This window comes from Actinomadura chibensis NBRC 106107 (assembly GCF_001552135.1).
GTDB classification, from domain to species: Bacteria; Actinomycetota; Actinomycetes; order Streptosporangiales; family Streptosporangiaceae; genus Spirillospora; species Spirillospora chibensis.
In genome coordinates this window covers 116,544-142,967 of the sequence record NZ_BCQP01000017.1, presented here as the reverse complement: position 1 = coordinate 142,967, position 26,424 = coordinate 116,544, and the positions used below count along the sequence as shown (strand labels likewise).

28 protein-coding genes are annotated in these 26,424 nt (G+C 73.6%); 13 read left to right on the top strand and 15 right to left on the bottom strand.

Going from position 1 to position 26,424, the window contains the following annotated elements; genetic code table 11:
• Positions 1-197: 197 nt before the first annotated feature.
• The 3 genes from ACH01S_RS42000 to ACH01S_RS11065 all read right to left on the bottom strand — a co-directional run bounded on the left by ACH01S_RS42000 (position 198) and on the right by ACH01S_RS11065 (position 3,091).
• Positions 198-863, bottom strand: coding sequence for a peptidoglycan-binding protein (locus ACH01S_RS42000; RefSeq protein ID WP_425458309.1), 666 nt, complete (start codon positions 861-863; stop codon positions 198-200).
• 122 nt (positions 864-985) lie between these two features.
• On the bottom strand, positions 986-1,210 hold the full coding sequence (locus ACH01S_RS11070) for a hypothetical protein (protein WP_067888912.1): 225 nt from the start codon (positions 1,208-1,210) through the stop codon (positions 986-988).
• A gap of 300 nt (positions 1,211-1,510) precedes the next feature.
• Positions 1,511-3,091: an alkaline phosphatase D family protein gene (locus tag ACH01S_RS11065; RefSeq protein ID WP_067888909.1), complete on the bottom strand. Its 1,581-nt coding sequence runs from the start codon at positions 3,089-3,091 to the stop codon at positions 1,511-1,513.
• Positions 3,092-3,361: 270 nt separating this feature from the next.
• On the opposite strand from ACH01S_RS11065, the gene ACH01S_RS11060 reads away from it, so the two are divergent.
• Positions 3,362-3,796 carry a cupin domain-containing protein gene (locus ACH01S_RS11060; RefSeq protein ID WP_067888906.1) on the top strand — a complete coding sequence of 145 codons (435 nt, stop codon included), beginning with the start codon at positions 3,362-3,364 and terminating at the stop codon, positions 3,794-3,796.
• Here the strand turns inward: ACH01S_RS11060 and ACH01S_RS11055 are convergent.
• From ACH01S_RS11055 to ACH01S_RS11045, 3 genes are all read right to left on the bottom strand, one after another.
• Complete coding sequence (locus ACH01S_RS11055; protein WP_067888903.1) at positions 3,775-4,476, bottom strand: TetR/AcrR family transcriptional regulator; 702 nt, start codon at positions 4,474-4,476, stop codon at positions 3,775-3,777. The two genes, ACH01S_RS11060 and ACH01S_RS11055, sit on opposite strands and share 22 nt — an antisense overlap.
• Positions 4,477-4,561: 85 nt before the next feature.
• Positions 4,562-4,792 (bottom strand): hypothetical protein, encoded by a 231-nt coding sequence (locus ACH01S_RS11050; RefSeq protein WP_067888900.1) that lies wholly within the window; start codon positions 4,790-4,792, stop codon positions 4,562-4,564.
• The gene (locus ACH01S_RS11045; protein ID WP_067888897.1) at positions 4,785-6,155 is read right to left on the bottom strand and encodes a PspC domain-containing protein; all 1,371 of its coding nucleotides are present in this window, start codon (positions 6,153-6,155) and stop codon (positions 4,785-4,787) included. Before ACH01S_RS11045 ends, ACH01S_RS11050 begins: the two co-directional genes overlap by 8 nt.
• A gap of 149 nt (positions 6,156-6,304) precedes the next feature.
• On the opposite strand from ACH01S_RS11045, the gene ACH01S_RS11040 reads away from it, so the two are divergent.
• The 3 genes from ACH01S_RS11040 (at position 6,305) to ACH01S_RS11030 (ending at position 9,141) form a co-directional block, all read left to right on the top strand.
• Positions 6,305-7,558 carry an ATP-binding protein gene (locus ACH01S_RS11040; protein ID WP_083980552.1) on the top strand — a complete coding sequence of 418 codons (1,254 nt, stop codon included), beginning with the start codon at positions 6,305-6,307 and terminating at the stop codon, positions 7,556-7,558.
• Positions 7,555-8,196 carry a LuxR C-terminal-related transcriptional regulator gene (locus ACH01S_RS11035; protein ID WP_067888894.1) on the top strand — a complete coding sequence of 214 codons (642 nt, stop codon included), beginning with the start codon at positions 7,555-7,557 and terminating at the stop codon, positions 8,194-8,196. Before ACH01S_RS11040 ends, ACH01S_RS11035 begins: the two co-directional genes overlap by 4 nt.
• A gap of 237 nt (positions 8,197-8,433) precedes the next feature.
• Entirely contained in the window at positions 8,434-9,141 is a 708-nt protein-coding gene (locus tag ACH01S_RS11030; RefSeq protein WP_067888891.1) for a DUF4190 domain-containing protein, read from the top strand.
• Positions 9,142-9,214: 73 nt separating this feature from the next.
• On the opposite strand, the gene ACH01S_RS11025 is transcribed toward ACH01S_RS11030, so the two are convergent.
• The 3 genes from ACH01S_RS11025 to ACH01S_RS11015 all read right to left on the bottom strand — a co-directional run bounded on the left by ACH01S_RS11025 (position 9,215) and on the right by ACH01S_RS11015 (position 11,577).
• On the bottom strand, positions 9,215-10,114 hold the full coding sequence (locus tag ACH01S_RS11025) for a serine hydrolase (RefSeq protein ID WP_148344089.1): 900 nt from the start codon (positions 10,112-10,114) through the stop codon (positions 9,215-9,217).
• Between the two features lie 82 nt (positions 10,115-10,196).
• Complete coding sequence (locus ACH01S_RS11020; RefSeq protein WP_067888885.1) at positions 10,197-10,658, bottom strand: SRPBCC family protein; 462 nt, start codon at positions 10,656-10,658, stop codon at positions 10,197-10,199.
• 175 nt (positions 10,659-10,833) lie between these two features.
• On the bottom strand, positions 10,834-11,577 hold the full coding sequence (locus ACH01S_RS11015; RefSeq protein WP_067888881.1) for a PIG-L deacetylase family protein: 744 nt from the start codon (positions 11,575-11,577) through the stop codon (positions 10,834-10,836).
• A gap of 150 nt (positions 11,578-11,727) precedes the next feature.
• Here ACH01S_RS11015 and dhaK point away from each other — a divergent pair, with 150 nt between their 5' ends.
• Genes dhaK through ACH01S_RS11000 form a run of 3 tightly spaced genes read left to right on the top strand, consistent with a single transcriptional unit; the run spans position 11,728 to position 13,735 of the window.
• Complete coding sequence (gene dhaK / locus ACH01S_RS11010; RefSeq protein ID WP_067888879.1) at positions 11,728-12,723, top strand: dihydroxyacetone kinase subunit DhaK; 996 nt, start codon at positions 11,728-11,730, stop codon at positions 12,721-12,723.
• Positions 12,720-13,346: a dihydroxyacetone kinase subunit DhaL gene (dhaL, locus tag ACH01S_RS11005; protein ID WP_067888876.1), complete on the top strand. Its 627-nt coding sequence runs from the start codon at positions 12,720-12,722 to the stop codon at positions 13,344-13,346. Before dhaK ends, dhaL begins: the two co-directional genes overlap by 4 nt.
• A gap of 2 nt (positions 13,347-13,348) precedes the next feature.
• On the top strand, positions 13,349-13,735 hold the full coding sequence (locus ACH01S_RS11000; protein WP_218010222.1) for a PTS-dependent dihydroxyacetone kinase phosphotransferase subunit DhaM: 387 nt from the start codon (positions 13,349-13,351) through the stop codon (positions 13,733-13,735).
• Positions 13,736-13,746: 11 nt separating this feature from the next.
• Here ACH01S_RS11000 and ACH01S_RS10995 read toward each other — a convergent pair whose 3' ends face one another.
• Complete coding sequence (locus tag ACH01S_RS10995) at positions 13,747-14,058, bottom strand: protealysin inhibitor emfourin (RefSeq protein ID WP_067888873.1); 312 nt, start codon at positions 14,056-14,058, stop codon at positions 13,747-13,749.
• Positions 14,059-14,100: 42 nt separating this feature from the next.
• Complete coding sequence (locus ACH01S_RS10990; RefSeq protein WP_148344088.1) at positions 14,101-15,570, bottom strand: gluzincin family metallopeptidase; 1,470 nt, start codon at positions 15,568-15,570, stop codon at positions 14,101-14,103.
• 298 nt (positions 15,571-15,868) lie between these two features.
• Between ACH01S_RS10990 and pcrA the strand changes: the two genes are divergently transcribed.
• On the top strand, positions 15,869-18,124 hold the full coding sequence (pcrA, locus tag ACH01S_RS10985; RefSeq protein WP_083980612.1) for a DNA helicase PcrA: 2,256 nt from the start codon (positions 15,869-15,871) through the stop codon (positions 18,122-18,124).
• Here pcrA and ACH01S_RS10980 read toward each other — a convergent pair.
• Positions 18,121-18,612 carry a MaoC family dehydratase gene (locus ACH01S_RS10980; protein WP_067888867.1) on the bottom strand — a complete coding sequence of 164 codons (492 nt, stop codon included), beginning with the start codon at positions 18,610-18,612 and terminating at the stop codon, positions 18,121-18,123. The genes pcrA and ACH01S_RS10980 overlap by 4 nt on opposite strands.
• 107 nt (positions 18,613-18,719) lie before the next feature.
• Here ACH01S_RS10980 and ACH01S_RS10975 point away from each other — a divergent pair, with 107 nt between their 5' ends.
• Positions 18,720-19,265 carry a GNAT family N-acetyltransferase gene (locus ACH01S_RS10975; RefSeq protein ID WP_067888864.1) on the top strand — a complete coding sequence of 182 codons (546 nt, stop codon included), beginning with the start codon at positions 18,720-18,722 and terminating at the stop codon, positions 19,263-19,265.
• A gap of 75 nt (positions 19,266-19,340) precedes the next feature.
• Here the strand turns inward: ACH01S_RS10975 and ACH01S_RS45795 are convergent, their stop codons facing one another.
• Entirely contained in the window at positions 19,341-19,469 is a 129-nt protein-coding gene (locus tag ACH01S_RS45795) for a hypothetical protein (RefSeq protein WP_255220173.1), read from the bottom strand.
• A gap of 84 nt (positions 19,470-19,553) precedes the next feature.
• Between ACH01S_RS45795 and ACH01S_RS45790 the strand changes: the two genes are divergently transcribed.
• The gene (locus ACH01S_RS45790; protein ID WP_067888861.1) at positions 19,554-19,805 is read left to right on the top strand and encodes a TSUP family transporter; all 252 of its coding nucleotides are present in this window, start codon (positions 19,554-19,556) and stop codon (positions 19,803-19,805) included.
• Between the two features lie 2 nt (positions 19,806-19,807).
• On the opposite strand, the gene ACH01S_RS10965 is transcribed toward ACH01S_RS45790, so the two are convergent.
• Positions 19,808-21,403 carry a glycoside hydrolase family 15 protein gene (locus ACH01S_RS10965; RefSeq protein WP_246236434.1) on the bottom strand — a complete coding sequence of 532 codons (1,596 nt, stop codon included), beginning with the start codon at positions 21,401-21,403 and terminating at the stop codon, positions 19,808-19,810.
• A gap of 299 nt (positions 21,404-21,702) precedes the next feature.
• Here ACH01S_RS10965 and sucC point away from each other — a divergent pair, with 299 nt between their 5' ends.
• The 3 genes from sucC (at position 21,703) to ACH01S_RS10950 (ending at position 25,798) form a co-directional block, all read left to right on the top strand.
• The gene (gene sucC / locus ACH01S_RS10960) at positions 21,703-22,878 is read left to right on the top strand and encodes an ADP-forming succinate--CoA ligase subunit beta (RefSeq protein ID WP_067888858.1); all 1,176 of its coding nucleotides are present in this window, start codon (positions 21,703-21,705) and stop codon (positions 22,876-22,878) included.
• A 3-nt stretch (positions 22,879-22,881) separates the two neighbouring features.
• Complete coding sequence (sucD, locus tag ACH01S_RS10955) at positions 22,882-23,769, top strand: succinate--CoA ligase subunit alpha (protein WP_067888855.1); 888 nt, start codon at positions 22,882-22,884, stop codon at positions 23,767-23,769.
• Between the two features lie 163 nt (positions 23,770-23,932).
• Positions 23,933-25,798: a cell division protein PerM gene (locus ACH01S_RS10950; protein WP_246236433.1), complete on the top strand. Its 1,866-nt coding sequence runs from the start codon at positions 23,933-23,935 to the stop codon at positions 25,796-25,798.
• Between the two features lie 22 nt (positions 25,799-25,820).
• On the opposite strand, the gene ACH01S_RS43360 is transcribed toward ACH01S_RS10950, so the two are convergent.
• Positions 25,821-26,306 (bottom strand): hypothetical protein, encoded by a 486-nt coding sequence (locus tag ACH01S_RS43360; RefSeq protein ID WP_067888852.1) that lies wholly within the window; start codon positions 26,304-26,306, stop codon positions 25,821-25,823.
• Positions 26,307-26,424: the final 118 nt, after the last annotated feature.

The following is a 26,424-nucleotide window of genomic DNA, read 5'->3' as shown; positions in this document are numbered from 1 at the left end:
TGGACAGAGTCCGTTCGACGGAGAGACGCCCCTGGGGAGGGGCACGCTGGTCCGGCCATGTCATCGAGGCCACCTCCACGGAAGGCGACCATACGAACCTATGCCGGGGTTGAATTCTGTACTAGTCCTCGGACCGCTTATTTACCGAGGTGTGCCCAAGTGCTGGCGGCTCCGGCACGCGGGCGAGAACCACCAGGTCAGACGGCGTCCTTCGGTGCGCCGCCGTGCGCGAGGAACAGCGCGCGGGCGGTGTGGTCGCCGTATTCGCCGTCCGCCGAGAGCTTGTCGCCGTTCTCGTCGCGGTGGTCCTTCTGGAAGTCGACGACGGCCGTCTTGGTGTCGCGGCCGAACTCGCCGTCCACGTTCAGGTCGGAACCGAGGCCGTTGAGGGCGTCCTGGAGCCATTTCACGCGGCCCCCGCCGGACCCCTCGCGCAGGACCGGCGACCCCCACGGGATCCGGACGCGCCGGTGCGCGACGGTGGACTGGACGTCCCAGTACGTCGGCTTCGGCGGCGCGGACGGGCCGTAGGCCGGACGCCCCAACCCGGCGATGACCCCGGCGGCGCGGACGCGGCGCTTCACCGCGTCGTCGGTGTTGGCCTCGATCGTCTGGAGCCGCCCGCCGCCGAGGACCTTCTCGACCACGCCGACGTGGTCGATCGCGGAGATGCGGTTGGTCGCGCCCCAGTCGAAGAACACGATGTCGCCGGGCTTGGCCCTGTCGACGTTGGCCGTCGTGCCCGCGTGCCAGCGTCCGGCCTTCTTGAAGTCCTCGGCGTGCCAGACCGTGTAGGCGCGGTCGCCGCCGGGCAGGACGGCGGCCGCGTTGCCGCTGTGCCGCGCCCAGTAGGTGATGGCCATGTCGCACCAGGACGCCGAGGCGAACTCGGACCCGTGCTTGTCCGCGTACTCCTTGGTGATCTTGTTGGGGCGGCCGGACAGGCCGAGCGACTTGCGGGCCTCCCTGATCATTCCGGCGGCGCTCATCCGGCGTCCTCCTCGTCGGACCCGTCGGACTCTTCGGACTCGTCGTCGGCCTCTTCGTCGGCGTCCGCGCCACGGTAGATGCCGTCGGCGTCCGGAGCGCCGTACAGCTCGGTGAGGACCCGCTCTTCGTCGGACTCGGTCGCGTGGTGGACGGCGGGGTTCACGTCTACCTCGTCCATATGGGCGGCTTCTGTCGTTTCTGTACCGTTTTCGGGGGTCATTGCTCCTCCTGGAGCGTTCCGCCTTGTCCGCCCCGTTCCGTGGGCGGCTCCCAACAGACGGTAATGGCCGCGCGTCAAGGTATTCCGGGTTTCGCCGGAATACGTACCGGTTTGCTGGGCCACCGTTCCCGCTGGGTAAGGCGGGGGTCATGGCCCGTTCACGATCGCCCGGCCCCGCCATTTTCGGGGGGTATGGGGCATCGCATGTTGTTCTTCTCGTCCCGGCTGGGATGTCTGGGATCACTCGTGGTGACCCTCGTCCTCACCTGGATCGCGTTCCTGATCCTCAACCGCTGAGGGTCAGCGGCGGGGGACGAGCGTCTCGGTGTGCAGGGCGCGGCCGTCCAGGTCGCGCAGCCGGACGGTCAGCGCCGCCGAGTCCCCGTCGATCTCGACCTCGCCGAAGAACTGGAAGCCCTCGGCCGGGGACGTGTTCGCGTGCGGCGGCGCCTGCACGAACCGCGCCACCGGGCCGAACGTCCCGTCGAGCTTGTTGGGGCCGAAGGCGCCCGCGTTCAGCGGGCCCGACACGAACTCCCAGAACGGGTCGAAGTCCTTGAAGGACGCCTTGGCCGGGTCGTAGTAGTGCGCGGCCGTGTAGTGGACGTCCGCCGTCAGCCACACCATGTTGCGGACGCGGTGCCGCCGCGCGTACGACAGCAGGTCCGCGATCTCGCGCTCGCGGCCGAGCGGGACGCCGTCGTCGCCCTGCGCCGCCGCCTCCTGCGCGGTGCCGTCCGGGACGACGAGCCCGATGGGCAGGTCGGCCGCGATCACCTTCCAGGTGGCGCGGGAGTTCCGCAGCTCCCGCTTGAGCCAGGCGGACTGCTCCCGGCCGAGCAGGCCGTCCCGCTGCGTGGGGGACGTGTCCGCGTCGTTCGGCGACTTGTAGGTGCGCATGTCGAGCATGAAGACGTCCAGCAGCGGGCCGTAGGAGACCTTGCGGTAGAGGCGTCCGCCGCGTGCCGCGCGTACGGCGGTCGGCGTGTACTCGAACATCGCGCGGCGGGCGCGGGCAGCGAGGACGTCCACGCGCTTCTCGGTGTACTGCGGGAGGTCGAGGATCTCGCCGGGGTACCAGTTGTTGAGGGTCTCGTGGTCGTCCCACTGGTAGAGCATCGGGACGTGCGCGTTGAACGCCCTGAGGTTGGCGTCCTCCAGGTTGTAGCGGAACTGGCCCCGGTATTCGGCGAGGGTCTGCGCGACGGCCGACTTCTCAGGGGTGACGATGTTGCGCCAGGTACGCCCGTCCGGAAGCTTCACCGTCTCGGTCAGGGGGCCGTCCGAGTAGACGAGATCGCCGCTGCACAGGAAGAAGTCGGGGTCCACGCCGGACATCGCCTTGAAGATGCGGTAGCCGCCGAACTCCGGGTTGATGCCCCAGCCCTGCCCGGCGAGGTCGCCCGACCAGACGAAGCGGACGTCGCGCGCGCGGGTCGAGGCCGTGCGCAGGCGTCCGGCCACCGGCTCGGACGCGAGGCCGCGGTCGAGGTCCGCCAGCCGCACCCGGTAGTGCAGCTCCTCGCCTGACGGCAGGCCGCGCAGGAACGCCTTGCCGGTGAGGTCGGTGTCCGGGGTGAGGACGGGGCCCGGCAGCGTCCGCGCGTCGCGGAAGTCGGGACGGCGGCCCACCTCCACCAGCATCCGCGCGGGCTGGTCCGACCGCGCCCACACGACCGCCTCGCGCGCCGTGACCTCGCCGCTCTGCACGCCGTGCGTGAGGCGCGGGCGCCCGCCGCGCAGCAGCGCGGGGGCCGAGCGGCCGGCCGCCAGCGCCGTCGGGCCGCCGGTCAGCAGGGCGAGCGCCGCCCCGCCGGTCGTGACGAGCCCGCCGCGCAGCACGCCGCGTCGATCGACTCCCCGGTCCGTTCGCCGGTCCATGGGTCCCCGCCCTTCGTCAGCCCCTTGATCAGGGTGTTCCTTGATCCGCTACCGGACGCATGGTCCGCGCGCGGGGCGGCCTCCGGATGGACGCGCGGTGATCGGCTTGACAAGGTTCGGTGACCGCGTGTCTCCTTGTACGCATGCTCGCGCGCAATCTCTTCGAGAGCCCCGCGGCCCTGGGCCGCGTGGCCAGCGCGCTGTGTCCTTCGTGTTGTCGCTGAACCCGCTCCCGCTTTCCAGCCGACATCCGTACACGAAGGACCTCCGATGGTTCCCGATCTCTTCATGCGCGGCCAGGACGATCCGCACGGCCGCGTCGTCGCCGTCCGCCCGCCCACCGTCGGGCAGCTCGCCGCCCGCGTCAGCGACCTCGCCGGACGGCCCGAGCCGTGGTGGCGGCTCGTCCGCTTCGACGCGGCGGGCCCGGTACACGTCCCGTTGGACGGGACGACCTGGCTCACCACCTGGCCGCCCGGCTCGGGCGCGACCGTCCACGCCCAGGTCGGCACGCTGATCGCGGGCGAGCTGGCGGAGGTGACGATCGCGGAGTGCGGCGTCACCGAGCGGGCGTTACGGGCCAACCGGGTCAGGGTGCACGCGGGCCCGCACACGCTGACGAACCCCGGCCCGGCGTTCGCGGTCAGCCTGCACGCGGGCGGGACGGCCCCGGCCGCGCCGGGTCAGCGGTCCTCCGCCAGGTAGGGGGACGCCGCCTCCCGCCCGATGACGGGCAGCAGCGCGAAATAGGTGAGGGACGGCAGCAGCGACGGCAGCTCCGCCGCCTCGCCCGTCTCCATCTGCACGTGGATCGCGCTGTAGACGCCGCCGACGATCGCGTCCACCACGGCGGTGGGAATGGAGGCGGGGGACGGCGGGGCGAAGAAGGCGCGGAAGCGGGTGAGGTTGTCGATGCGCGCCTGCCTGACCTGCGGGCCCGCCGCGTTCACCTCGACCAGCGACGCCCGCGCGAACCGCGGCTCCCGGGCGAGGAGCCCGAGCATGGTGCGCAGCGCGGCGTGCACGCCGTCCGGCCAGGTCGGCGCCTCCTCGTACGCCTGCGTCATGCGGCGCAGCAGGATGCCCATGCCGCGCTCGTAGGCGGCGAGGAAGCACTCGTCCAGGTCGGCGAAGTGGGCGTAGAACGTCTTCTTGGTGACGCCCGCCGCCTCGGTGACCCGGCTGATCGTCGTGTGCCCGAACCCGCGCTCGGACACGACCTCGACGAACGCGTCGATCAGCCGCTCGCGCTGGATCCCGGCGACGGTCTCGGGGGACAGCCCGTGCCGTCCCGGCTTGATCGCGCGCTCCGGGTCGAGCGCGGACCGGGAGCCGGGCAGCACGTCGGCGCCGTCCGCCTCCGGCGCGCCGGGCTGACCTGACATCGCACCTCGTTCCGGCCGGTCACCTGCCGTCGGGGTCAGGCTACTCGGCGTCGACGCGGCGCGGCCGGGCGGCCCGCGGGGGACGTCAGCGGAGGTCGCGGCGGCGCCCGCGGGTCAGCACCCGGACCGTCCCGACCAGGCCGAGCCCGATCAGCACCACCGGGAGCAGGACCGTCGCGCCGAGCGGGCGCCCGTCCGACAGGCCGTCGGCGAGGAACACGCCCGCGAGGGCGAGGAAGAACAGCCCGGTGACGGGCCCGGCCGGGTCGAACCGGCGGCGGCGCCCGCCGCGCGCGGGCTCGCGGGGGTCAGCCACGGCGCACGTCCACGTCCCCGACCCTCCCGCGGATCCGCAGGACGATCACCGGCGGCTCGCCGGTCCCCCTGACCTCCGGCTCCAGCGTCTGGACGGCCTTGGCGTACGGGCCGCTCGTCGTCCGCTGCTCGATCCGCAGGTCGCCGAGCGAGATCCGGGCGTCCAGCAGGACGCGCGCGGTCGGCGGCACCGTCACCCGCAGCCCGCCGAGCGCCACCCGGGCGTCGATCGAGACCCGCTGCCCGGCGGCCATCGGCAGCGCGGTGAGGTTCAGCTCGCCCTGCCCGACGCCGACCCGGTACACCTGGTTCGTCTGCGCGACGTCGGTCGGCCGCCACTCGATCTCGCCGTACTCGGCGTTCCTCGGCGCCTCGCCCGCGACCGACGTGGACAGCAGGGCGAGGGTCAGGACCGTCCCGGCGGTGGCGAGGCCGCGGGTCCGGAACCAGCCGCCGAGGACGAGCCCGAACCCGACGACGGCGAGCGCGGGCGCCATGACGATCAGCCAGGAGTCCGGGGCGGGGTAGCCCTCGGCGACCGGGATCATCGCGGCCCCGGCGGCCATCGCGGCGAGCAGCGCGATCGCGGAGACCGGCGAGGCGCCCCGCCCGCCCCGCCGCCGCTCCGCCGGAACGGCCCCGGCGGGCGCCGCCGTGCCGGCCCGCGCCCGGGCCTCGGCCTGCGCGGCCGCCTGCGCCGTCCCGTACGCGGCCAGGTCGATCATCCCCCCGGGGAGGGAACCCGGCGGCGTGTCGGCGGGCGGCGTGTCGGCGGGCGGCACGTCCTTGTACAGGGAGACGCCGCCGAGCGAGACGGACTCCGGCCGCGTCCCCCACGCGGCCGGCTCCGGCGGGTGCCCGGTGAGCCGCTCGGGCACCGACCGCGCGGCCGCCACGAGGTCGACGCCGCGCGAGCGCGCCACGAGCAGCACCAGCCCGAACACCACGAGGACGGCGATCGCGTCCGTGGACATCCCGCCGAACAGGCTGAACACGACTCCGGCGCACAGCAGGGCGCCGAGGACCGACAGGACGGCCTGCGCGTCGAACCAGCGCTTGAAGAACTGCTCCGCGAGCGACGACTCGTCCGGCTTGCCCGGCATCAGCAGCACCGCCGCGACGTACAGGAAGACGCCCTGCCCGTGCGCGAGGACGAGGACCGCGAACCCCACGCGGAACACGACGGGGTCGATGCCCGCGTACCGGCCCAGCCCCGTGCACACCCCGGCGAGCACGCGGCGGTCCGCGTCGCGCGCCAGCCTGTCGTAGGCGGTCCGGTCGTGGGTGGTCCGGTCGTAGGTGGTGGCGTGTCCGCCGCCCGCGGCGGTGGCGCCCGGTTCCGTTCCGGCCTGTCCGGTGTCCATGCCGCCAATGGTGGCGTGCCGGGCCGGGGCGGGGGTATCCGGGAGGTCCCTGATCCGACCCTGAGTCAAGCCGGGGGTCGGCCCCTGATGCGGATCACCGGCGGCCGTGTGACGATCGGTGACGTGGGAGAACCGTGGAAGGGACGGCGATGAGCGAGGAGGCGGCCGGACGGCCGGGCGGAGCGTCGGCGGCGCCCCCGCCGCCGCCCCCGTCCCAGCCCGCCGCGCCGGTGGCCGGGCCGTCCGACCCGCCGCGGCGGCTGGAGCGCGCCGCGGACGGCAAGCTCATCGCGGGCGTGGGCCGCGGCCTCGCCGAACACCTCGGCGTGGACGTGCTGATCGTCCGCGCCGCGTTCGTGCTGCTCACGATGGCGAGCGGGCTCGGCTTCGCCGCGTACGCCGCGTTCTGGCTGCTGGTCCCGAAGGCCGAGCGGCCGGAGCGGGACGCCGGACGGCGCACCGGCCGCGACTGGGGCCAGCTCCTCGCCTACAGCGCCGTCATGCTCGGCCTGGTCGCGCTGCCGTGGGGCGCGGGCGGCGGGCTCCTGCAGTTCGCGCTGTGGCCGTTCGCGGTCGGCGGCGTCGGCGCCGCGATCCTCTGGCAGCAGGCCGACCGCGACCAGCGGCAGCGCTGGACGCTCCCGCTCCGCCAGCGGTGGCTGCGCAGCCTGCTCGGGCTGCTGCTCGTCGTCGGCGGCATCGGCGGGTTCGTGGCGCAGAAGGTGGAGGCGGCGCAGGCCCGCTCGGTCGTCATCGCGATGCTGATCATCCTCACCGGGGTCGCGGTGATCGTGACGCCGTGGGTGGTGCGGCTCTGGCAGGACCTCGACGCCGAGCGGCACGAGCGCATCCGCTCCCAGGAGCGCGCCGAGCTGGCCGCGCACATCCACGACTCGGTGCTGCACACGCTGACCCTCATCCAGCGGAACGCGCACGACACGCGGGAGGTGCAGCGGCTCGCCCGGTCCCAGGAGCGGACGCTGCGGACCTGGCTCTACCAGCCGCGCGCCGACCCCGACCAGACGTTCGCCGCCGCGATCAGGGAGGTCGCGGGGGAGGTGGAGGACGACCACGGCGTCCCGATCGAGATCGTCTGCGTCGGCGACACGGCGCTGGACGACCGGCTCGGCGCCGCGCTGCAGGCCGCGCGGGAGGCGATGGTGAACGCCGCGAAGTACGCGGAGGCCCCGTCGGTGTCGGTGTACGCGGAGGTCGAGGGCGACGAGATCGCGATCTTCGTCCGGGACCGGGGCAAGGGGTTCGACCTCGACCAGGTCCCGGACGACCGGATGGGCGTCCGGGGGTCCATCATCGGACGTATGGAGCGCAACGGCGGCAAGGCCACCGTCCGCACCGCGCCGGGCGAGGGCACGGAAGTGCGGTTGGAGATGAAGAAGTCGTGAGCGACGGACTGAAGAAGGTCGTCCTGGTGGACGACCACCAGATGTTCCGGACCGGCGTCAAGGCCGAGCTGGGCGGCGGCGTCGAGATCGTCGGGGAGGCGGGCGACGTCGACGAGGCGGTGTCGGTGATCAAGGCGGCGCGGCCGGACGTGGTGCTGCTGGACGTCCACCTGCCGGGCGGCGGGGGGATCGAGGTGCTGCGGCGGCTGCACGGGTCGGTCCCGTCGAAGTTCCTCGCGCTGTCGGTGTCGGACGCGGCCGAGGACGTGATCGGCGTCGTCCGGGGCGGCGCCCGCGGCTATGTCACGAAGACGATCTCCGGCCCGGAGCTGACCGACGCGATCGGGCGGGTCGCCGACGGCGACGCGGTCTTCTCGCCGCGGCTCGCGGGGTTCGTGCTGGACGCGTTCGCCGCGACCGACGTCCCCTCCGTGGACCCCGAGCTGGACCAGATCACCCAGCGGGAGCGGGACGTCCTGCGGCTGATCGCCCGCGGCTACGCCTACAAGGAGATCGCGAAGGAGTTGTTCATCTCCGTCAAGACGGTCGAGACGCATGTCAGCAGCGTGCTGCGGAAGCTGCAGCTGTCCAACCGGCACGAGCTGTCGCGCTGGGCCGCCGCCCGCCGCCTGGTCTGAAGCCAACGTGCTTTATTGCCCGCTGTCCTCCGGGTGTTAAACCTGGACTTGGACAAGTGTGAGCAAATCGTCATATCCGATTCTGGTCATGATGATCGTTGAGCGCGCCGGGGTGTGCAACAGTCCCTCTTCATGACGTATCCACCACCCGGTAATAATCCGCCTCCGATCCCCGGCCAGCCGGATCTGAGCAAGCAGTCGCCCTATTCGGCGCCCCCGCCCCCGCCGCCGCCTCCCATGCCGGGCGGCCCCGGCGGAGGCTCCGGCTACGGGCCGCCGTCGCACGGCGCGCCGCGCGGCGACAAGACCAGCGGGCTCGCGATCGCCGCGTTCGTGACGGGGCTCCTCGGCTGCTTCGGCATCGTCGGGCTCGTCCTCGGGTTCGTCGCGCTGCGCAACATCTCCCAGACCGGCGCGAAGGGGCGCGGGCTCGCGATCGCGGGCATCGTCCTGTCGTGCCTGTGGCTCGTCGGCGGCATCGCGGTCTACGCGCTGCGCGGGGACGGCTCGTCCTCGACCGACGGCGGGAAGTCGCCCAGCACGTCCGCGACCAAGCCGCAGAAGATCGACGCGAAGAAGATGAAGGCGGGCGACTGCATCAACGACGACCAGGGCTCGTCGAACACCACCGCGACGGGCGAGCCGGTCGAGGTGGAGAGCGTGAAGATCGTGCCGTGCAACGGGCCGCACGACGGCGAGGTGATGGCCGTCTTCAAGCTCCCCGACGGGGCCATGCCCACCGACAAGACGATGGCCACGGTCGCCTCGGCCCAGTGCAAGCGGCTGATGGCGCCCCGGATCAACCGCGACCCGGCGCGGAACGGGCTCGCGACGTCCTACTACTACCCGACCGCCGACTCGTGGCGGGCCGGTGACCGCGAGGTCACCTGCGTCGCCGTGGCCGCCACCGAGGGCAAGAAGCTCACCCGCAAGCTGCACGCCTGACGGCCGGGCCCGCTGGGCGGCCGGCCCGCCGCCCGGTCCGCGGTCCCGGCCGCGCAGGCCGCGCCCGCCGAGATCACGGCCGTGAGGTGCGCAGCGTGCCGACGACCATGTCCGCCATGTGCTCGACCGTCGCGACGCCCGCCTCCATCGTCGGGCTGTCGCCGCTGCACACCGCGACGAGGAAGTCGTGGTCCGGGCCGGTGATCCGGCCCACGCTGTTCACCGCCCACCCGTGCCCCTGGTGGCGGACGGGCGTCCAGCCGTTCTTCAGCGCCACCCGCTCCCCGGCGCGCGCCGCCGCGCTGACCCCCCACGCCTGCTCGCGCAGCACCGAGCCCATCAGGCCGAGGATGTAGCCGCGGCCGGGCGCGCCGATCGGGCTCGTCTCCGACACCAGCGTCCGCAGCAGCAGCACCTGGTCGGACGGGCTGGTCAGCGACGACCCCCACGACCCGGAGAACGGCGTCGTGTCGCGCAGCCCAAGCCGCCGGTTCGCCTTCCGCACGCCGTCGCTGCCCCCGGCGGCGGAGTACAGGGCGTCCGCCGCCGAGTTGTCGCTCTCGCGGATCATGTGCCCGGCCAGCTCACGCTGATCGGCCGACAGGCTCCCCCGCCCGCCCTGCCGCTGCAGGACGAGGCTCGCCAGGATGTCCACCTTCATGACGCTCGCCGTGACGAAGTCGCCCTTCTCGTTCTCCCCGAAGGACAGCCCGGTGCGCAGGTCGGTGGCCATGACCCCGGCCTTGCCCGGACGTCCCCGGACGTACGCGCGGACGCCGCGCCGCAGCCCCGCCGCGTCGAACGGGCGCAGCTCCGACTTCGCCGTCCCGTGCCTGGCGGCGGCGCGCGCCGACTCCGTCGCCCCCGCGACGACCCCCTGGTGCCGCGGTTCGTGCGGGACGATCCGGTGGACGGTGAAGCCCAGCCCCGCGGCGCCCGCCGCGACGGCGAGCACGATGATGTGACGTCGCATCGATCCCCCCGAACTCGTGCGACTTCCCCGATGAGGGGTGCGGCCGGAGGCGCGCGCGGTCGGCGCGCGTCCGGACGGCGCGTCAGAGCGCCCCTGGAAGGCGGGCCGGGCAGCCCGGCTCGCAGCGCTCGGCGTGCAGCGCGACCCGCCGCGCGTACGCGCGGAGCCGGCGGCGCAGCACCGCCCGCGTGAACGGCCCGGTGCCCGGGAACCCGTCGAACGCGCCGCGCCAGCGGATCAGCGTCATCCCGGCGGCGTGCGGTTCGAGGGTCACGTCCGCGCGGAGCCCGCGCGGCGGCGGCCCGGTCAGCACGACGTAGCCGTAGTGGCGGGGCGGGTCCCAGGCGACGACCTCCTCGCGCCGCGGCCGGACCCGCCGGACGGCCCCGACCCCGTTCGGATGCTCCGTGCCCGCGGCCTCCCGCCGCGCCGCCCGCACCCAGAACCCGCCCCACTCGTCCCAGCTCTCCGCCACGCAGAGGTGCTTGAAGATCACGTCGGGCGCGGCCCGGGACGTGGCGGTGGCCTCGATCTCATGCGGCATGACAACCCCCCGTGTCCTGTCACAGGGGGCCACATGCCCGGTCTTGGGTCGATTACGGCATGTGAGGGAATGTATTTGGACCGTGAGGTCTCAATACTGGTTCAAGCCGATTAAGGCGGAATCTACGCGCGATTCCGCGGACCATTTCCGCGGGCGGTTTCCGCGGGCGGTTTTCTCAGGCGGTGTTGACGACCTGGAACGCCTCGGCGAGCCGTCCCTCCGGGAGGCCCCCGGCGGCGGCGTTCGCCGACAGCCAGCCCCGCAGCATGGTCGGCAGGCCGTCGCCCATGTGCGCGGTCTGGCTGGCGTGGGCGCGCAGCGCGTTCAGCTTGCGGTCGAACCGCTCGGTGATGTCGACGTAGTGGTTCACGGCCGGGCCGCCGCTCAGCCAGACCTCGCGGGCCGTCCAGGCTTCGAGGCCCTCGTCGGCGAGGAGCTCCGGGAACGCGTACGGGTTGCGCGCGTCCGGGTAGACGGCGTCGAGCGCGGCCGAGCCCACCGCCCGGTGGTCGGGGTGGCTCGGGTGGATCCGCTCGTAGTTGCGTTCCGGGCTCGGCATCACGACCCGGTCGGGCCGCACCCGGCGGATCTCGCGGGTGATGTCGCGGCGCAGGTCCAGCGTCGCTTCGACCCGGCCGTCGGGGTAGCCGAGCCAGCGGACGTCGGACACCCCGACGCACTTGGCCGCGGCGCGCTGCTCGTCGCGGCGCAGCGCGGCCATCTCGGCGCGGGTGACGCCGTCGTCGAAGCCGCCCGCGTCGCCGTCGGTGACCATGAGGTACACGACCTCGATCCCGCGGTCCGTCCAGCCCGCGACCGTCCCGGCGGCGCCGAAGTCGACGTCGTCGGGGTGTGCCATCACTACCAGGATCCGCCGCAGCTCGCCGTCGTCCAGAACAGTGGTCACGACTTCAACCATAAAGTCTGTGAACAGTCGGCGTGACCGGCGCCCCGGGCCCCGGCGGCGCCCCCGGTGACATCCCTGGCGATGTGCGCACTATCAGGGGATTCGTAGGAAGATCGGGGATTAGGTCTGGGATGCTGGCGTTAGCCAGGGTAGAGCTGAGACATGCGCAAACTCATCAACGCCCCGGCGGACGTGGTCTCCGACGCGCTGCGCGGCCTGGCCGCCGCGCATCCCTCGCTGCGCGTCGATCCGGAGAGCGGGACGGTCGTGCGCGGGGACGCGCCGCGCGCCGGGAAGGTCGGCCTCGTGTCGGGCGGCGGGTCCGGGCACGAGCCGCTGCACGCCGGGTTCGTCGGCCACGGGATGCTGGACGCCGCCTGCTGCGGCGAGGTGTTCACCTCCCCCGTGCCGGACCAGATCATCGCCGCGACGATGGCGGTGAACGGCGGCGCGGGCGTGCTCCTGATCGTCAAGAACTACACCGGCGACGTCATGAACTTCCAGCTTGCCGCCGAGCTGGCCGAGGACGAGGACATCGAGGTCACCTCCGTGCTCGTCGACGACGACGTCGCCGTCGAGGACAGCACGTTCACCGCCGGGCGGCGCGGCACCGGCGCCACCCTGTTCGTCGAGAAGATCGCGGGCGCGCTGGCCGAGGAGGGCGCGGCGCTCGACGCCGTCGCCGCCGTGGCGCGCGAGGTGAACGAGCGCAGCCGGTCGTTCGGGGTGGCGCTGTCGTCCGTCACCGTCCCGGCCGCCGGGACGCCGACGTTCGAGCTCGGCGAGGACGAGATGGAGCTCGGCATCGGCATCCACGGCGAGCCGGGCCGCGAACGCGTCAAGATCGGCACCGCGACCGAGATCGTGGACGCCGCGCTGACCGCGATCGACGCGGACATGCCGCTGTCCGGCTCCGAGGTGCTCGTGCTCGTCAACGGCATGGGCGGGACGCCGCTGATCGAGCAGTACGTCGCCTACGCGGCGGCGGCCGAATGGCTCGCGGGGCACGGCGCGACCGTCGTCCGTCCCCTGGTCGGGCCGTACGTCACGAGCCTGGAGATGGCGGGCTGCATGATCAGCGTGTGCCGGGCGACGCCCGAGCTGGTCCGGCTGTGGGACGCCCCCGTCGAGACCCCCGGGCTCCGGTGGGGACGATGAGGAGCGCCGACCTCGCGGACTGGATCGGGCACGCCGCCGACCTGGTCGCCGCCGACGCCGACCGCCTCTCCCGCCTGGACGCGGACATCGGCGACGGCGACCACGGCCACAACCTCGACCGGGGCTTCCGCGCCGCCGTTGGAGCGCTCCCCGGCGACGACGCCCCGCCCGGGAAGGTGCTGATCGCGGCGGGCCGGGCGATCGTGTCGAAGACGGGCGGCGCGTCCGGCCCGCTGTACGGGACGGCGCTCCGCCGCGCGGGCAAGGCCCTCGGCGACGCCGCGGACGTGGACGCCGCCGCCCTCGGAACCGCCCTCCGCGCCGCGCTCGACGGCGTCCAGGAGCTGGGCAAGGCCGAGCGGGGCGACAAGACGATGGTCGACGCGCTCGCCCCGGCCGCCGACGCCTACGACGCGGCGCTCGCGGACGGCTCCGACCTCGCCGGATGCGTGCGGGCTGCGGCCGACGCGGCGGCGAAGGGGGCGGAGGAGACCGTCCCGATGCAGGCGCGGAAGGGGCGGGCGAGCTACCTCGGGGCGCGCAGCGTCGGGCACCTGGACCCGGGCGCGGCGTCCACGGCCCTGATCCTGAGCGCGCTCGCCGACGTCGCCGGGGAGGGCTGACCGTGGTCGGGATCGTGATCATCTCGCACAGTCGGACGCTCGCGGACGGCGTCGCGGAGGTCGCCCGCGCGATGGGCGTCGGGCAGGCCGTCGTCGAGCCCGCCGGAGGCGACGCCGAGGGCGGGCTCGGCACGAGCATCGACCTTGCCGAGGCCGCCGTCGCGGCGGCGGACGGCGGCGACGGCGTCGTCCTGCTCGCCGACCTCGGCAGCTCCGTCCTCACCGCCCGGACGCTGATCGAGGACGCCGAGCGCGCCGACCTCCTGCTCGCCGACGCGCCGCTGGTCGAGGGCGCGGTGGCGGCGGCGTCCATGGCCGCGACGGGGGCGGACCTCGCGACCGTCCACGCCGCCGCCGAGTCCGCGTTCGAGCACCGCAAGACCCGCTGAGCGGGCGCGGGTCAGCCGTCCGGCCCCGGCCCCGGCTCCGGTAGCAGGTCGCCGAGGACGGACGGCGCGCCCGCGGTCGGGTCGCCCCGCACCTCGAAGACGCGGGGCTCCCCGGCCGCGTCCGGCTCGGAGACCGTGATCCGGTAGGCCGGGAGGTCCGCGCCGATCTCGCCCTCGTCGCCGCGTTCCCGCGCGGCGGCGAGCGCGTCCACCGCCGCGCGGACGCGCCCGGCCCGCGCGGCGGGAAGGTCGGCGGTGTCGTACTGCGCGACGACGGTGTCCCGGCCGGTGAAACCGCCGGTGCTCTCGACCTTCACGCGCATGCCGCCCGCCGCCTTCCCACCGTCCCGACCGTCCGCCGTGCGCTACTTGAACGCGCGGCGCAGCTCGTCGAGTTCGCCTCGCAGGATGTCATCGTCCTCCAGCGGCCCCCGCTTGGCCAGCCGCTCCGGCGCGACGACCTGGTACTCCGGCATCTGCATCGTGCCGCAGCAGCGCGACCTGTCCTGCTCGGCGCGCAGGCTCGCGGACAGCTCGTCGTGCGCCTCGACCTCGGTGACGTCCCGCCCGTCGCCGGTGTACTCGGCGTCGGTCATCCGCATCACCCCGCTCATCAGGTCGGTCAGCGGGGTCGCCGCCGTCGTGATCTCCCGGACCGCGAACCGGTTGCGGATGAACGTCCGGTAGATCGCGGGGTCGCCGCGGCCCGCCGAGACCTGAAGCATCTTGTTCGCGACGTCCACGTACCTGGCGCCGGTCGCCGGGGACGCCACGATCGCGTCGAACAGCAGCCGGCACAGCCGCGCCGCGACGTCGATCAGCACGATCGACGGGTCCTCGGTGCGCCGCCTGCGCCCGAGCTCGAACGCGTAGACGTCGGCCAGCACGTCGTACACCGCGCCGGTGAACACCTGCGAGATCGCGTGGACCTCGTTGCTGACCTGGCTCAGCGTGAGGTCGTTGTCGGCGTTGCGGAGGCCCGCGGGCATGCCGAGCGCCTTGCCGAACTCCTCGGCGAGCGCGGGCAGGAACGACTTGTCGTGCAGGTTGGCCTTGGTGAGCGCGACGAACGCCTCCGCCTGGTCCGGCTGCGCCAGCGTCAGGAAGATCGCGGTCAGGTCGCCGAACGACTCGTGCAGGCCGCCCGTCTGCGGCGGGTTGCCCGCCGACAGCCAGCCGGGCTTGAGCCCGTCCAGGATCGCGTGGCCCGTCTCGTGGGAGACGATGTCCAGCGACCGGCACGTGAACACCGCGTTCGCGGGCGGCTGGCCCTGCGGCGTGAAGAAGAGGAACTTCAGGGCCTTGGCCGTCCTGCTGTAGAACGCGTTGGCGCCCGTCCCCGCGTGCGGGAACACCGTGATGCGGTCGGTGTTGCCGTTCACGTTCCACGCGAACGGGATCGGGTCGCCGCCGTTGTGCCGCTCGTACATCGCTAAGGTCTGCCGGACGACCGCGAACGCGTGCGCGCAGTCGAACTGCGGCGTGTTGGGCGTGAAGACGAAGTCGCCCCCGGCGTTGCGGGCGACCGGCGTGACCCCGGCGAGGTCGGTCTGGACGCGGGCGTCCGCCGGGCCGTTCAGCACGACCGTCGGGACGAACACCGGCCGGACGCCCAGCTCGGTCACGGACGGGTCCTGCTTGTAGATGAGGAACCTGTGCCCGGTCGGGCTCGGCACCGGGATCGGCACCGGCCGCTCGGCCGGACGGTCGGCGGCCTCGGCCGCCCCTTCGACGCGGAACCGCGGCGCGAGCCGCCCGGCGTGCCCTTCGGGGACCTCCGTTCCCCGTGCCGGACGGCCTTGCGATAGGTGGGACTGCTCCTGGTGGACCGTCATCGACTCCACCTCTCCCATCACCGTGCGTGGGCCCCTGCTGGCCCTACGCGGTCGCGGAAGGGCATGCGGCACCGGGGTGATCCGGTCGTGGAAGCTCCGGGCCGCCGCGTCCCGGCGCGGGACGCGGACCTCTCCGCGCGATTAACGCTCCGCTGGTCACAAGACCGAGTCAAGCGGGAAAGGGCTTTCCTGACGGGGTTGTCCTCATCCGGACCGGTGACCTTGGGAACGCCTCCGGCCACGCGTGGGAACGGGACGCGCCCAAAAACGTCGGCCGAGCGCCGTAGACTCGCACATGATGTCGAAGACCGAAGCCAACCCCTTGCTCGACGGCCTCAACCCGCAGCAGCGCGACGCCGTCCTGCACTCCGGCGGCCCCCTGCTGATCGTCGCGGGCGCGGGCTCCGGCAAGACGCGGGTACTCACGCACCGCATCGCGCACCTGCTCGGCGAGCGCGACGTCCACCCCGGCCAGATCCTCGCGATCACCTTCACCAACAAGGCCGCGGCCGAGATGAAGGAGCGGGTGGACGCCCTGGTCGGGCCCCGCTCGCGCGCCATGTGGGTGATGACGTTCCACTCGGCGTGCGTGCGCATCCTGCGGCGCGAGGCCAAGCGGCTCGGCTTCCCGACGACGTTCTCGATCTACGACCAGGCCGACGCGAACCGGCTGATGGCGCTCGTCTGCCGCGAGCTCGACCTCGACCCGAAGCGGTACCCGCCGAAGTCGTTCAGCGCGCAGGTGTCGAACCTGAAGAACGAGCTGATCGACTACGAGACGTTCAAGGCGCGGGCGTCCACGCACATGGAGCAGACGCTCGCCGAGGCGTACGAGATGTACCAGGCGCGGCTCCAGCAGGCCGGCGCCATGGACTTCGACGACCTGATCATGCTCACGGTCAACCTGCTCCAGGTCTTCCCGGAGGCGGCCGAGCACTACCGGCGCAGGTTCCGGCACGTCCTCGTCGACGAGTACCAGGACACGAACCACGCGCAGTACGAGCTTGTCCGCGAGCTGACCGCCCCGGTGGAGGGGATCGGCGCGGCGGAGCTGTGCGTCGTCGGCGACGCCGACCAGTCGATCTACGCGTTCCGCGGCGCCACGATCCGCAACATCCTGGAGTTCGAGCGCGACTACCCCGACGCGACGACGATCCTGCTTGAGCAGAACTACCGCTCCACGCAGACGATCCTGTCGGCCGCGAACGCGGTCATCGAGCGCAACGCCGACCGCAAGCCGAAGAAGCTCTGGTCCGACCAGGGCGAGGGGCACAAGATCGTCGGCTATGTGGCCGACAACGAGCACGACGAGGCCGCGTTCGTCGCCCGCGAGGTCGACCGGCTGTCCGACGACGGCGAGGCCCGTCCGGGCGACGTCGCCGTGTTCTACCGCACCAACGCGCAGTCCCGTGTCTTTGAAGAAGTGTTCATCCGCGTCGGGCTGCCGTACAAGGTCGTCGGCGGCGTCCGGTTCTACGAGCGCAAGGAGATCCGCGACGCGCTCGCCTACCTGCGCTGCCTCGCCAACCCCGAGGACGCCGTCTCGCTGCGCCGCATCCTGAACGTGCCGAAGCGCGGCATCGGCGACCGGGCCGAGGCGTGCGTGGAGGCGTACGCGTCCCGCGAGCGCGTGTCGTTCTGGCAGGCGCTCCGCGTCCCGGACGAGGTGCCCGGCCTCGCCACCCGCTCGCTCAACGCCGTCCGCGACTTCGTCGCCCTGCTGGACGAGCTGCGCGCCGCCGCCGAGACCCTCACCCCCGCCGACCTGGTCGCGGAGGTGCTGAAGGCCAGCGGCTACCTCGCCGAGCTGCAGGCGTCCAAGGACCCGCAGGACGAGACCCGCGTCGAGAACCTCCAGGAGCTCGAAGCCGTCGCCCGCGAGTTCGAGGAGCGGCTCGACGGCGAGCCCGCCGAGGGCAGGCTCCCCGAGTTCCTGGAGCAGGTCGCGCTGGTCGCCGACGCCGACTCGATCCCCGGCGGCGCCAAGGGCGGGCCCGTCCCGCCCGGCGAGCGGCCCGAGCAGACCGACGACGGCGTCGTCACGCTGATGACGCTGCACACGGCGAAGGGGCTCGAATTCCCCGTCGTCTTCCTCACCGGCATGGAGGACGGCGTCTTCCCGCACCTGCGCGCCATGAGCAACCCCAAGGAGCTCGAAGAGGAGCGCCGCCTCGCCTACGTCGGCATCACGCGGGCGCGGCAGCGGCTCTACGTCTCGCGGGCCGCGATGCGCAGCTCGTGGGGCGCGCCGCAGGTGAACCCGCCGTCCCGGTTCCTCGGCGAGGTGCCGAGGCCGCTGGTCGAGTGGGAGCGGGAGGCGTCCTCGACGTCCGGGTCGGCCATGTCGCGGGTCGCGGCGCGGCCCGGGGTGCGCTCGCCGGGGAACCGCCCCGTCCCGGCGCTGTCGCCCGGCGACAAGGTCACCCACGACGCGTTCGGGCTCGGCACGGTCGTGTCGGTGTACGACGACGGGCAGAAGGCGAGCGTCGACTTCGGCGGCGACTACGGCGTCCGCACGCTCGTGCTGCGGTACGCGACGATCGAGAAGCTCTAGGGGCGCCGGGCGAGCAGGTTCGCCGGGAGGGTGTGCAGGACGGTCCGGTCGTCCTGGTTGAGCAGCTCGGCCCGCGTGCGGACGATCCCGCGGTCCGGCTTGGACCGCGACGCCCGCGCCTCCAGGACGGCGACGCGCAGCCGCAGCGTGTCGCCCGGCCGGACGGGCGCGGGCCAGCGCAGCTCGTCCACGCCGGGGGAGGCGAGGCTCGCCACCCGCGACAGGAAATGGTCCGCGAACAGCCGCATCATGATCGAGCCGGTGTGCCAGCCGCTGGCGATGATGCCCCCGAACGGCCCGGTGGCGGCGAAGCCGGGGTCGATGTGGATGGGCTGCGGGTCGAACCGGCGGGCGAACTCGACGATCTCGGCCTCGGTGAGGGTGACGTGGCCGTACTCGTACGTCGCGCCGGTCTCGTAGTCCTCGAAGTAGCGGTCGGTGATGGGGGAGGGGAAGTCGCCGCCGAGGGCCCGCGTGCTGGTCGTCATGCGTCCAGGATGCCGGGTCCGCCCGCGCGCGGGGTGACCGGGAGCCGACGAAACGGCCATACGGTATACGGCAGACGATCAGTCCATAACCCCTGGGGAGGCCCTCCATGTTCGCTCACCGGCTCGCCGACGACGCCGAGCTGCGCCCGCTGGAGCCGTGGCAGGCCGCCGAGTTCGCCGAGCACGTCGGACGGGTCCGCGACGACATCATCGAGTACATCCCGTGGGGACACGCGATCGTGGACGAGGACACCGCCCGCGCCTACCTCGACTCCTACGCCGAGAAGCAGGCGAGGGACGCGGGCCGCATCTTCGGCATCTGGGTGGACGGCGTCCTCCAGGGCGGCACGCTGTTCCGCACGTTCGACGCCGCGATGGGGGTGTGCGAGCTGGGCGTGTGGCTGTCGTCCGGGGCGCGCGGCCGCGGGCTGATCACGACGGCCGCCCGGCACATGATCGACTGGGCGTTCGAGGCGCGCGGGATGCACCGGGTCGAGTGGCACTGCGACCGGCGCAACACCGCCAGCGCGGCGGTGGCGCGGCGGCTCGGGATGACGCGCGAGGGCCTGCTCCGGGAGTCGTTCCTGCTGGGCGGCACCCGGCGCGACGTGGAGATCTGGGCCGTCCTCGCCAAGGAGTGGCAGTCCGCCTGACCGCCTCCGGGGAGGGAAGAGGGGAAGCCCCGCCGTGCACGTCGAGCAGGTGCTCGTGCTGCTGGCCGCCGTCGTCTACGCGCGCAAGGCCAAGCCGGACCTGCCGGTCGCGCTTGTCGCGGGCGGGATCGCGGTGTGCTGCGCGGCGGGCGGGGCGCTGTGCGCGGCCGTGATCTCGTCCGCCGCGCTCACCCCGGTGATCATGGTGGTGCTGCTGGCGACCGCCGCGCTCGTCGTGCTGAAGCCCGATCTCGGCCGGGCCCCGCGGCTCGTGCTGCGGACGCGGGCATGGACTTCGTGGACGCCGCCGCCACCGCGAAGATCATCAACGCCGGGACGAACCTGGGCGCGCTCGCCGTCTTCGCCGTCCAGGGACACGTGCTGTGGGCGCTCGGCCTCGCCATGGGCGCCTGCAACATCGCCGGGGCCCAGCTCGGCGCCCGCATGGCGATCAACCGGGGCGCCGGGTTCGTGCGCGCCGTGCTGCTGTGCGTGGTGTGCGCCATGGTCGTCAAGCTCGGCTTCCAGCGCCTCGGCTGACGCTACGGCGGGGGGACGGGCAGCGGCCGCTCCATCGCGGTCAGGCCGAGCAGGACGATCGACGCCGTCCAGCCGAGCGGCGCCGGGCCCGCGGGCTTGCCGGTCGCGCCGACCTTCTCCGGCAGGACGCCGAGCGAGGTGCGGTGCGCGGAGAGCCAGCTCAGCCAGGTGACGGCCTCGTCCGTCCGGCCGGAGGCGGCGGCGTTCAGGCCGAACAGGGCGGTCTCGGGCGTCCAGGCGACGTCCGGGCTGCCGGACCAGCCCTCGCCCGGCAGCACGCCCCCGTTCGGCAGCATCTGCTTGGCCTGCGCCTTCGCGATCGCGGCGGTCACGGTCGCGTCGGCGGGCGCGAACGGCGGCGCGATGAAGGTGACGGAGGTGTCCATCGGGCTGCGCGGGACGGGCGAGCGCGGATACCCGTAGGGCGCGAACTGCCTGGCCACGGCGTCCGACACGCGCTGCGCCGCGCGCCGCCACTCGGCGGCGCTGGCGGGCTCGCTGCGCGTCCGCGCGAGGTCGGCCGCCGAGCGCAGCCCCGCGAGCACCGGGCCGACGACGCCGAGGGTCGGGCGGCGCGGGTCGCGCTCGCGCCGGTGGTCGCGCTCCCAGTAGTCGGACGAGGCGGGCGGCAGCCCCTCGGCGTCCAGCGTCCTGGACAGGTGGTCGGCGGCGCGGCGCACCATCGGCCACAGGTCGTCCGGCATGGTCCAGCGCGCGTCGGACGACCGGGCCTGGACGCTGAAGAACCACGTCGCCCACAGCACCCAGCCGAGCGAGTCGAGCTGCGGGGCGCGGCCGTCGGCGACGGCCGTCCCGTCCGGGTTGTAGCGGGCGGCCCACATGCCGCTCTCGTTCTGCGCGCGGGACAGGAACCGCAGCACCCGCCGCGCCTCCGCCGGATGCCCGGTGACGGTGAACGCGGCGACGGCGAACGCCGAGTCGCGCGGCCAGCAGTACCGCCACTTGGCGTACCAGGAGGCGAGCGACGCCCCGTTCGGACGGGTCAGCAGCCGCAGGTCGAGCAGCGCCCGCGCGGCCATGTCGCGGTAGCCCCGGTCGGACCCGGTGGCCGGGTCGGGCCCGCCGGTCGGGATGCCGCCCCGCGCCAGCCACGCGCTGTCGGACCGCACCGCCCGCTCGACCCTCGGGTCGGACGGGTCCACGGTGATCGGCGTCTCCCCGCCGGTCGGGATGAGCCGGATCCGCCCGTCGGCGAGCCGGACGACCGAGCTGTCCGGCAGGTAGGAGGCGCCCTCGCCCTGGTCGGGCGGCAGCGGGACGCCCGCGAACGGCCAGCCGCCCCCGCCGACGAGCCCCGGGCTCGCCCAGCCGGAGCCGCCGCCGTCCGGCACGTTGGCGCCCGCCGTCGCGATCATCGCGGCGGCGATGAGGAGGGCGGTGACGCGGCGGACCGTCCGCGCGCCGCCGCGCCGCCGGGGCCGTCCGTCCGCCGGGGGGCGCCGCCCCGCGCGCGGCTCGGGAGGCGTCGGCGGCGGAACGAAAACGGCCGCCTCCGCGGAGGCGGCCTTGGCGGGGACGGGCGCGTCGGCGGGGACGGGCGCGCCGACGGGCGCGTCGCGTTCCTCCGCCATCGCCATGTGTTCGCCCCCCTTTACCGCGTTCGCCGCCCGCACTTCATCGTCGCAGCGAGAATAAGTACATCAAACTACGTCATTCGGTTCATCCTCCTCACGTGCCACTCGTGCCCTCCCCCTAGGAGGGACACACCCGCGGTTTGGTAACACTCCCTGACAACGGGACCCGGCGGCCTCACCACGGAAGAGGGTTGACTAGGCTGCATCGACGGAGCGGACCGCAGAGTGCCGGCCGCACGGACACCCGTGTGCAACCCCCACTCGCGTGGTCATTCGGCTGTCGATCCGTTAAAGGACGCCTCGTGGACCTGTTCGAACATCAGGCGAAGGAACTCTTCGCCGAGTACGGGGTACCGGTGCCCACCGGCAAGGTCGCCCATACTCCCCAGGAAGCCCGGGCCATCGCGGCGGAGCTGTTCGCCGCGGGGAGCTCGAAGGTCGTGGTCAAGGCCCAGGTGAAGACCGGTGGCCGCGGCAAGGCTGGCGGCGTGAAGCTGGCCGACTCGGCGGACGAGGCGCAAGCACTCGCCGACCAGATCCTCGGCATGGACATCAAGGGCCACACGGTCCACAAGGTCCTCGTCGAGGAGGGCAGCGCGATCGCGCAGGAGTACTACTTCTCCTTCCTGCTCGACCGCGCCAACCGCACCTTCCTCTCCATCTGCTCCGTCGAGGGCGGCGTGGAGATCGAGGAGGTGCCGCACGACCGGCTCGCGATGGTGCCGGTCTCCCCGCTGGACGGCGTCGACCGCGCCAAGGCCCGCGAGATCGCCGAGAAGGGGCGGCTCCCGCGGGAGGCCCTGGACGGCGCCGCCGAGCTGATCGAGCGGCTGTGGGCCGTTTTCGTCGACGAGGACGCCTCCCTCGTCGAGGTGAACCCGATGATCCTCACCGCCGACGGCCAGGTGAAGGCCCTCGACGGCAAGGTCTCCCTGGACGACAACGCCGCGTTCCGCCAGGACCACGAGAAGTTCGAGGACAAGGCCGCCGCCGACCCGCTGGAGGCCGCGGCGAAGGAGAAGGACCTCAACTACGTCAAGCTCGACGGCAGCGTCGGCATCATCGGCAACGGCGCGGGCCTCGTCATGTCCACGCTGGACGTCGTCGCCTACGCGGGCGAGAAGTTCGGGGGGCAGAAGCCCGCGAACTTCCTCGACATCGGCGGCGGCGCGTCCGCCGAGGTCATGGCGAACGGGCTGGAGATCGTCCTGTCGGACGCGGACGTCAAGTCGGTGTTCGTGAACGTCTTCGGCGGGATCACGGCCTGCGACGCGGTCGCCAACGGCATCGTGTCGGCGTACAAGCTGCTGGCCGACCGGGGCGAGACCGTCAACCGCCCGCTGGTCGTCCGGCTGGACGGCAACAACGCCGAGCTCGGACGCAAGATCCTCAACGACGCGGCGCTGCCCGGCGTCCAGCAGGTCGACACCATGGACGACGCGGCCTCGCGCGCCGCCGAACTCGCGGCAGGTGCATGAGCAATGGCCATCTGGCTCACCGAGAACAGCAAGATCATCGTGCAGGGCATCACGGGCTCCGAGGGCACCAAGCACGGGCGCCGGATGCTCGCGTCCGGCGCGCAGGTCGTCGGCGGCGTGAACGCCCGCAAGGCCGGGCAGACCGTCGAGTTCGACGGCACGACCCTCCCGGTGTTCGGCACCGTGAAGGAGGCCATGGCCGAGACGGGCGCGGACGTGTCCGTCGTGTTCGTCCCGCCGAAGTTCACCAAGGACGCCGTCGTCGAGGCCGTCGACGCCGAGATCCCGCTGTGCGTCGTCATCACCGAGGGCATCCCGGTGCACGACACCGCCTACTTCTGGGCGTACGCGGAGAAGAACGGCAACAAGACGCGGATCATCGGGCCGAACTGCCCCGGCATCGCGTCCCCCGGCAAGTCGAACGCGGGCATCATCCCGGCCGACATCACCACGCCCGGCCGCATCGGGCTCGTGTCCAAGTCGGGCACGCTGACCTACCAGATGATGTACGAGCTGCGCGACATCGGCTTCTCCACCTGCGTCGGCATCGGCGGCGACCCTGTCATCGGGACGACCCACATCGACGCCCTCCAGGCGTTCCAGGACGACCCCGAGACCGACGGCATCGTCATGATCGGCGAGATCGGCGGGGACGCCGAGGAGCGCGCCGCCGCCTACATCGAGCAGCACGTGACGAAGCCGGTCGTCGGCTACGTCGCCGGGTTCACCGCGCCCGAGGGCAAGACGATGGGCCACGCGGGCGCGATCGTGTCCGGCTCCGCCGGGACCGCGCAGGCGAAGAAGGAGGCCCTGGAGAAGGTCGGCGTCCGCGTCGGCAAGACCCCGAGCGAGACCGCCGTCCTGATGCGGGAGATCATGAAGAACCGCTGAGCGTCGGAACGCGTCGAAAGACGCCCGAGCCGGGATGGTCCGGCCGGGCGTCTTTCGCGTTTCGGCGGCCCCGTCCGGGGCCGGGGGCGGCGCACGAAATGACAAAGGCGACACGCCGGGCGGGCGGCCCGCCGGGAACCGGCCGTGGTGCCAGCATGGACCGGTGACCGACACGACCCCCGGGCAGCGCCCGAAGCGGGAGCCGCCCGCCCGGATCCCGGACCGGAGCACCGGCGGAGCGGAGGCGGCCGGACGGTCCGCCCGGCGCGCGGAGACCGGGGGCCGCGAGGGGCCGCGCGGACAGGCGCCCGGCGCGGCCCGGCCGCTGTATGTGACGGGGCTCGTCGCCGCGCTGTGGTGCATCGGGATCGGGCTCGCCGTCCTCACCACGGTCACGCTGATCGGCTGGATCGCCGCGCCGAAGACCGCGCTCGGCCACGGCATGCCCGGCGTGTTCCGGACGGCCGTCAACTTCTGGCTCGTCTCCCACCACGCGGGCTTCTCCTACGGGCACGGCCGCGTCGGGCTGCTGCCGCTCGGCGTCCTCGTCCTGCCCGGGGCGCTCCTCTACCGGGGCGGCGGGTGGATGATCAGGGCCGCCGGGCTGCCGCACCGGCCGCGGACCGAGGTCGTGCGCGTCGCGGTGGCGCTGGCCGTCCCGTACGCGGCGCTCGCGGGGCTGCTCGCGCTGGCGGCGGCGTCCCCGGAGGTGCGTCCCTCGGCGTGGCAGGCGCTCGTCGCGTGCTTCCTGGTCGCGGTGATCGCGGGCGGGCTCGGCGCGGCCCGCGCGGTCGTCGCGGCGCAGGTCGCGGCGGAGGCGCGCGGGCAGCGGGTCAGGTCCGGGCTCGGCGCGCTGCTGCGGCTGCTGCCGGACCGGCCGCGCTCGCTCGTCATCGGCGTCGCCGGGTCGCTCGGCGTCCTGCTCGCGTCGGGCGCGGTGCTCGTCGGGGCGTCGCTCGCCGCGCACACCTCCGAGGCCGATCACCTCTACGACATGCTCGCCCCCGGCGTGGTCGGCGGCGTCCTGCTGGTGCTGGTCGAGCTGGCCTTCCTGCCGAACGCGGTGATCTGGGGGATGGCGTACGCGGTCGGCCCCGGGTTCTCGGTCGGCGCCGGGACGAGCGTCTCCCCGACCGGGGTGTTCCTGAACGCCGTGCCCGCCTTCCCGCCGCTCGCCGCGCTGCCGGAGCCGGGCCCGGCCCCCGCCGTGTCGCTGCTCGCGCTGGCCGCGCCGTTCGCGGCGGGCGCGGTCGGCGGCGTCCTCACGATCAGGTCCATGCCCACGCCGGTGTCGGAGGGCGCGCCGCTGTGGGGCTTTGTGTCCGGGGCGCTGACCGGCGCGGTGGCGGCGCTGCTCAGCGCGCTGTCCGGCGGCCCGCTCGGGAACGGGCGGATGGAGACGGTCGGGCCGTCCGCCTGGCAGGTCGGGCTGCTCGCGGCGCTGGAGGTCGGGATCTCCGCGGCGATCGCGGCGTGGGTGGCGAACTGGATGGTGCTGCGCCGCCCGGCCGACGCGCCGCCCGCCAGGCGGAAGCGCAAGAAGGCCGAGAAGCGGGCCGGGAAGAAGGCGGAGAGGCGGCGCGCGAAGGAGTCGGCGGAGCGGACGGGGGTGCGGGAGCTTCCGGCGCCGATGCCGATGCCTATGCCGCTGTCCGCGCCGGTCCCCGGCGACTACCCGGAGCCGCCGAAGCCCGCGCCGAAGGCGCCGTTCGGGCATGATCCGCTGGAGTTCGAGGAGGCGGAGCCCGTGCTCGCGCCGCGGCGGCGGCCGCGCCGCCCGCGGGACGCGCCCGACCCGCTGCCCGACCTCGCCGAGGAGGAGCGGCCCGCGCCCGCCGCGCCGCCCAGGGACGGCACGGTCGTCCTGGAGGGCCACCTCATGGACGAGCCGGACGAGCCGGACGAGCAGGTACCGGAGGCGCCGTCCGACCGCGTCCCGCCGCCGCGCGAGGACCCGAGCCGCACCGAGAACCGGGGCGGCGCGATCTACGTCCTGCGCGAGGAGCCCGCCGAGCGCCCGGACGACTAGAGCGGCGGGCCAGAGCACCGGGTTAGAGCAGGTCGCCGTACTTGTCCATGCTGCCGGCGGGCAGGTCGAGCTTCTTCTCGATCCGCGGGTAGTACTCGTCCTGGCACGCCTGCTTGTCGGCGGTCGTGTTGGACCCGCTGACGCAGCTCTGGTAGCCGCTCAGCTCCGACCACAGGTACGCGGTCAGCGACACCGACAGGATCGAGAACACGAGCCCGATCGACCCGAGCACGATCCCCGGGACGGCCCCGGGCGCGGCCCCCCGGGTGCGCCGCGCCGCCCGCCGGGCGCGGATGCCGACGACGAGCGCGGCGATCCCGAGCACCAGGCCGAGCGGGTAGAAGAAGAACGCGGTGACCAGCGCGATGCCGCCGAGCCACAGCGCCCGCCACCCGGTGCGGTGCCGCGGCTGCGGCGGGACGAGGTCCGGGCCCGCGGGCGGCTCTCCCACCGGCCGCCCACCGGGGCGGTCTTCGGGCGGGGCCGGACGGCCCTGGTGCTCGCTCACGTCTCGTCTCCTCCTGGCGCTTTCATCCGTTGGCGCGGCCTTCGTGCCCGGACGCCGTATGCGGCCGACGTGGGTTCGGGCGCCGTCGGGCCCGCCCGATAGGCTGCGTGGTGTCCCA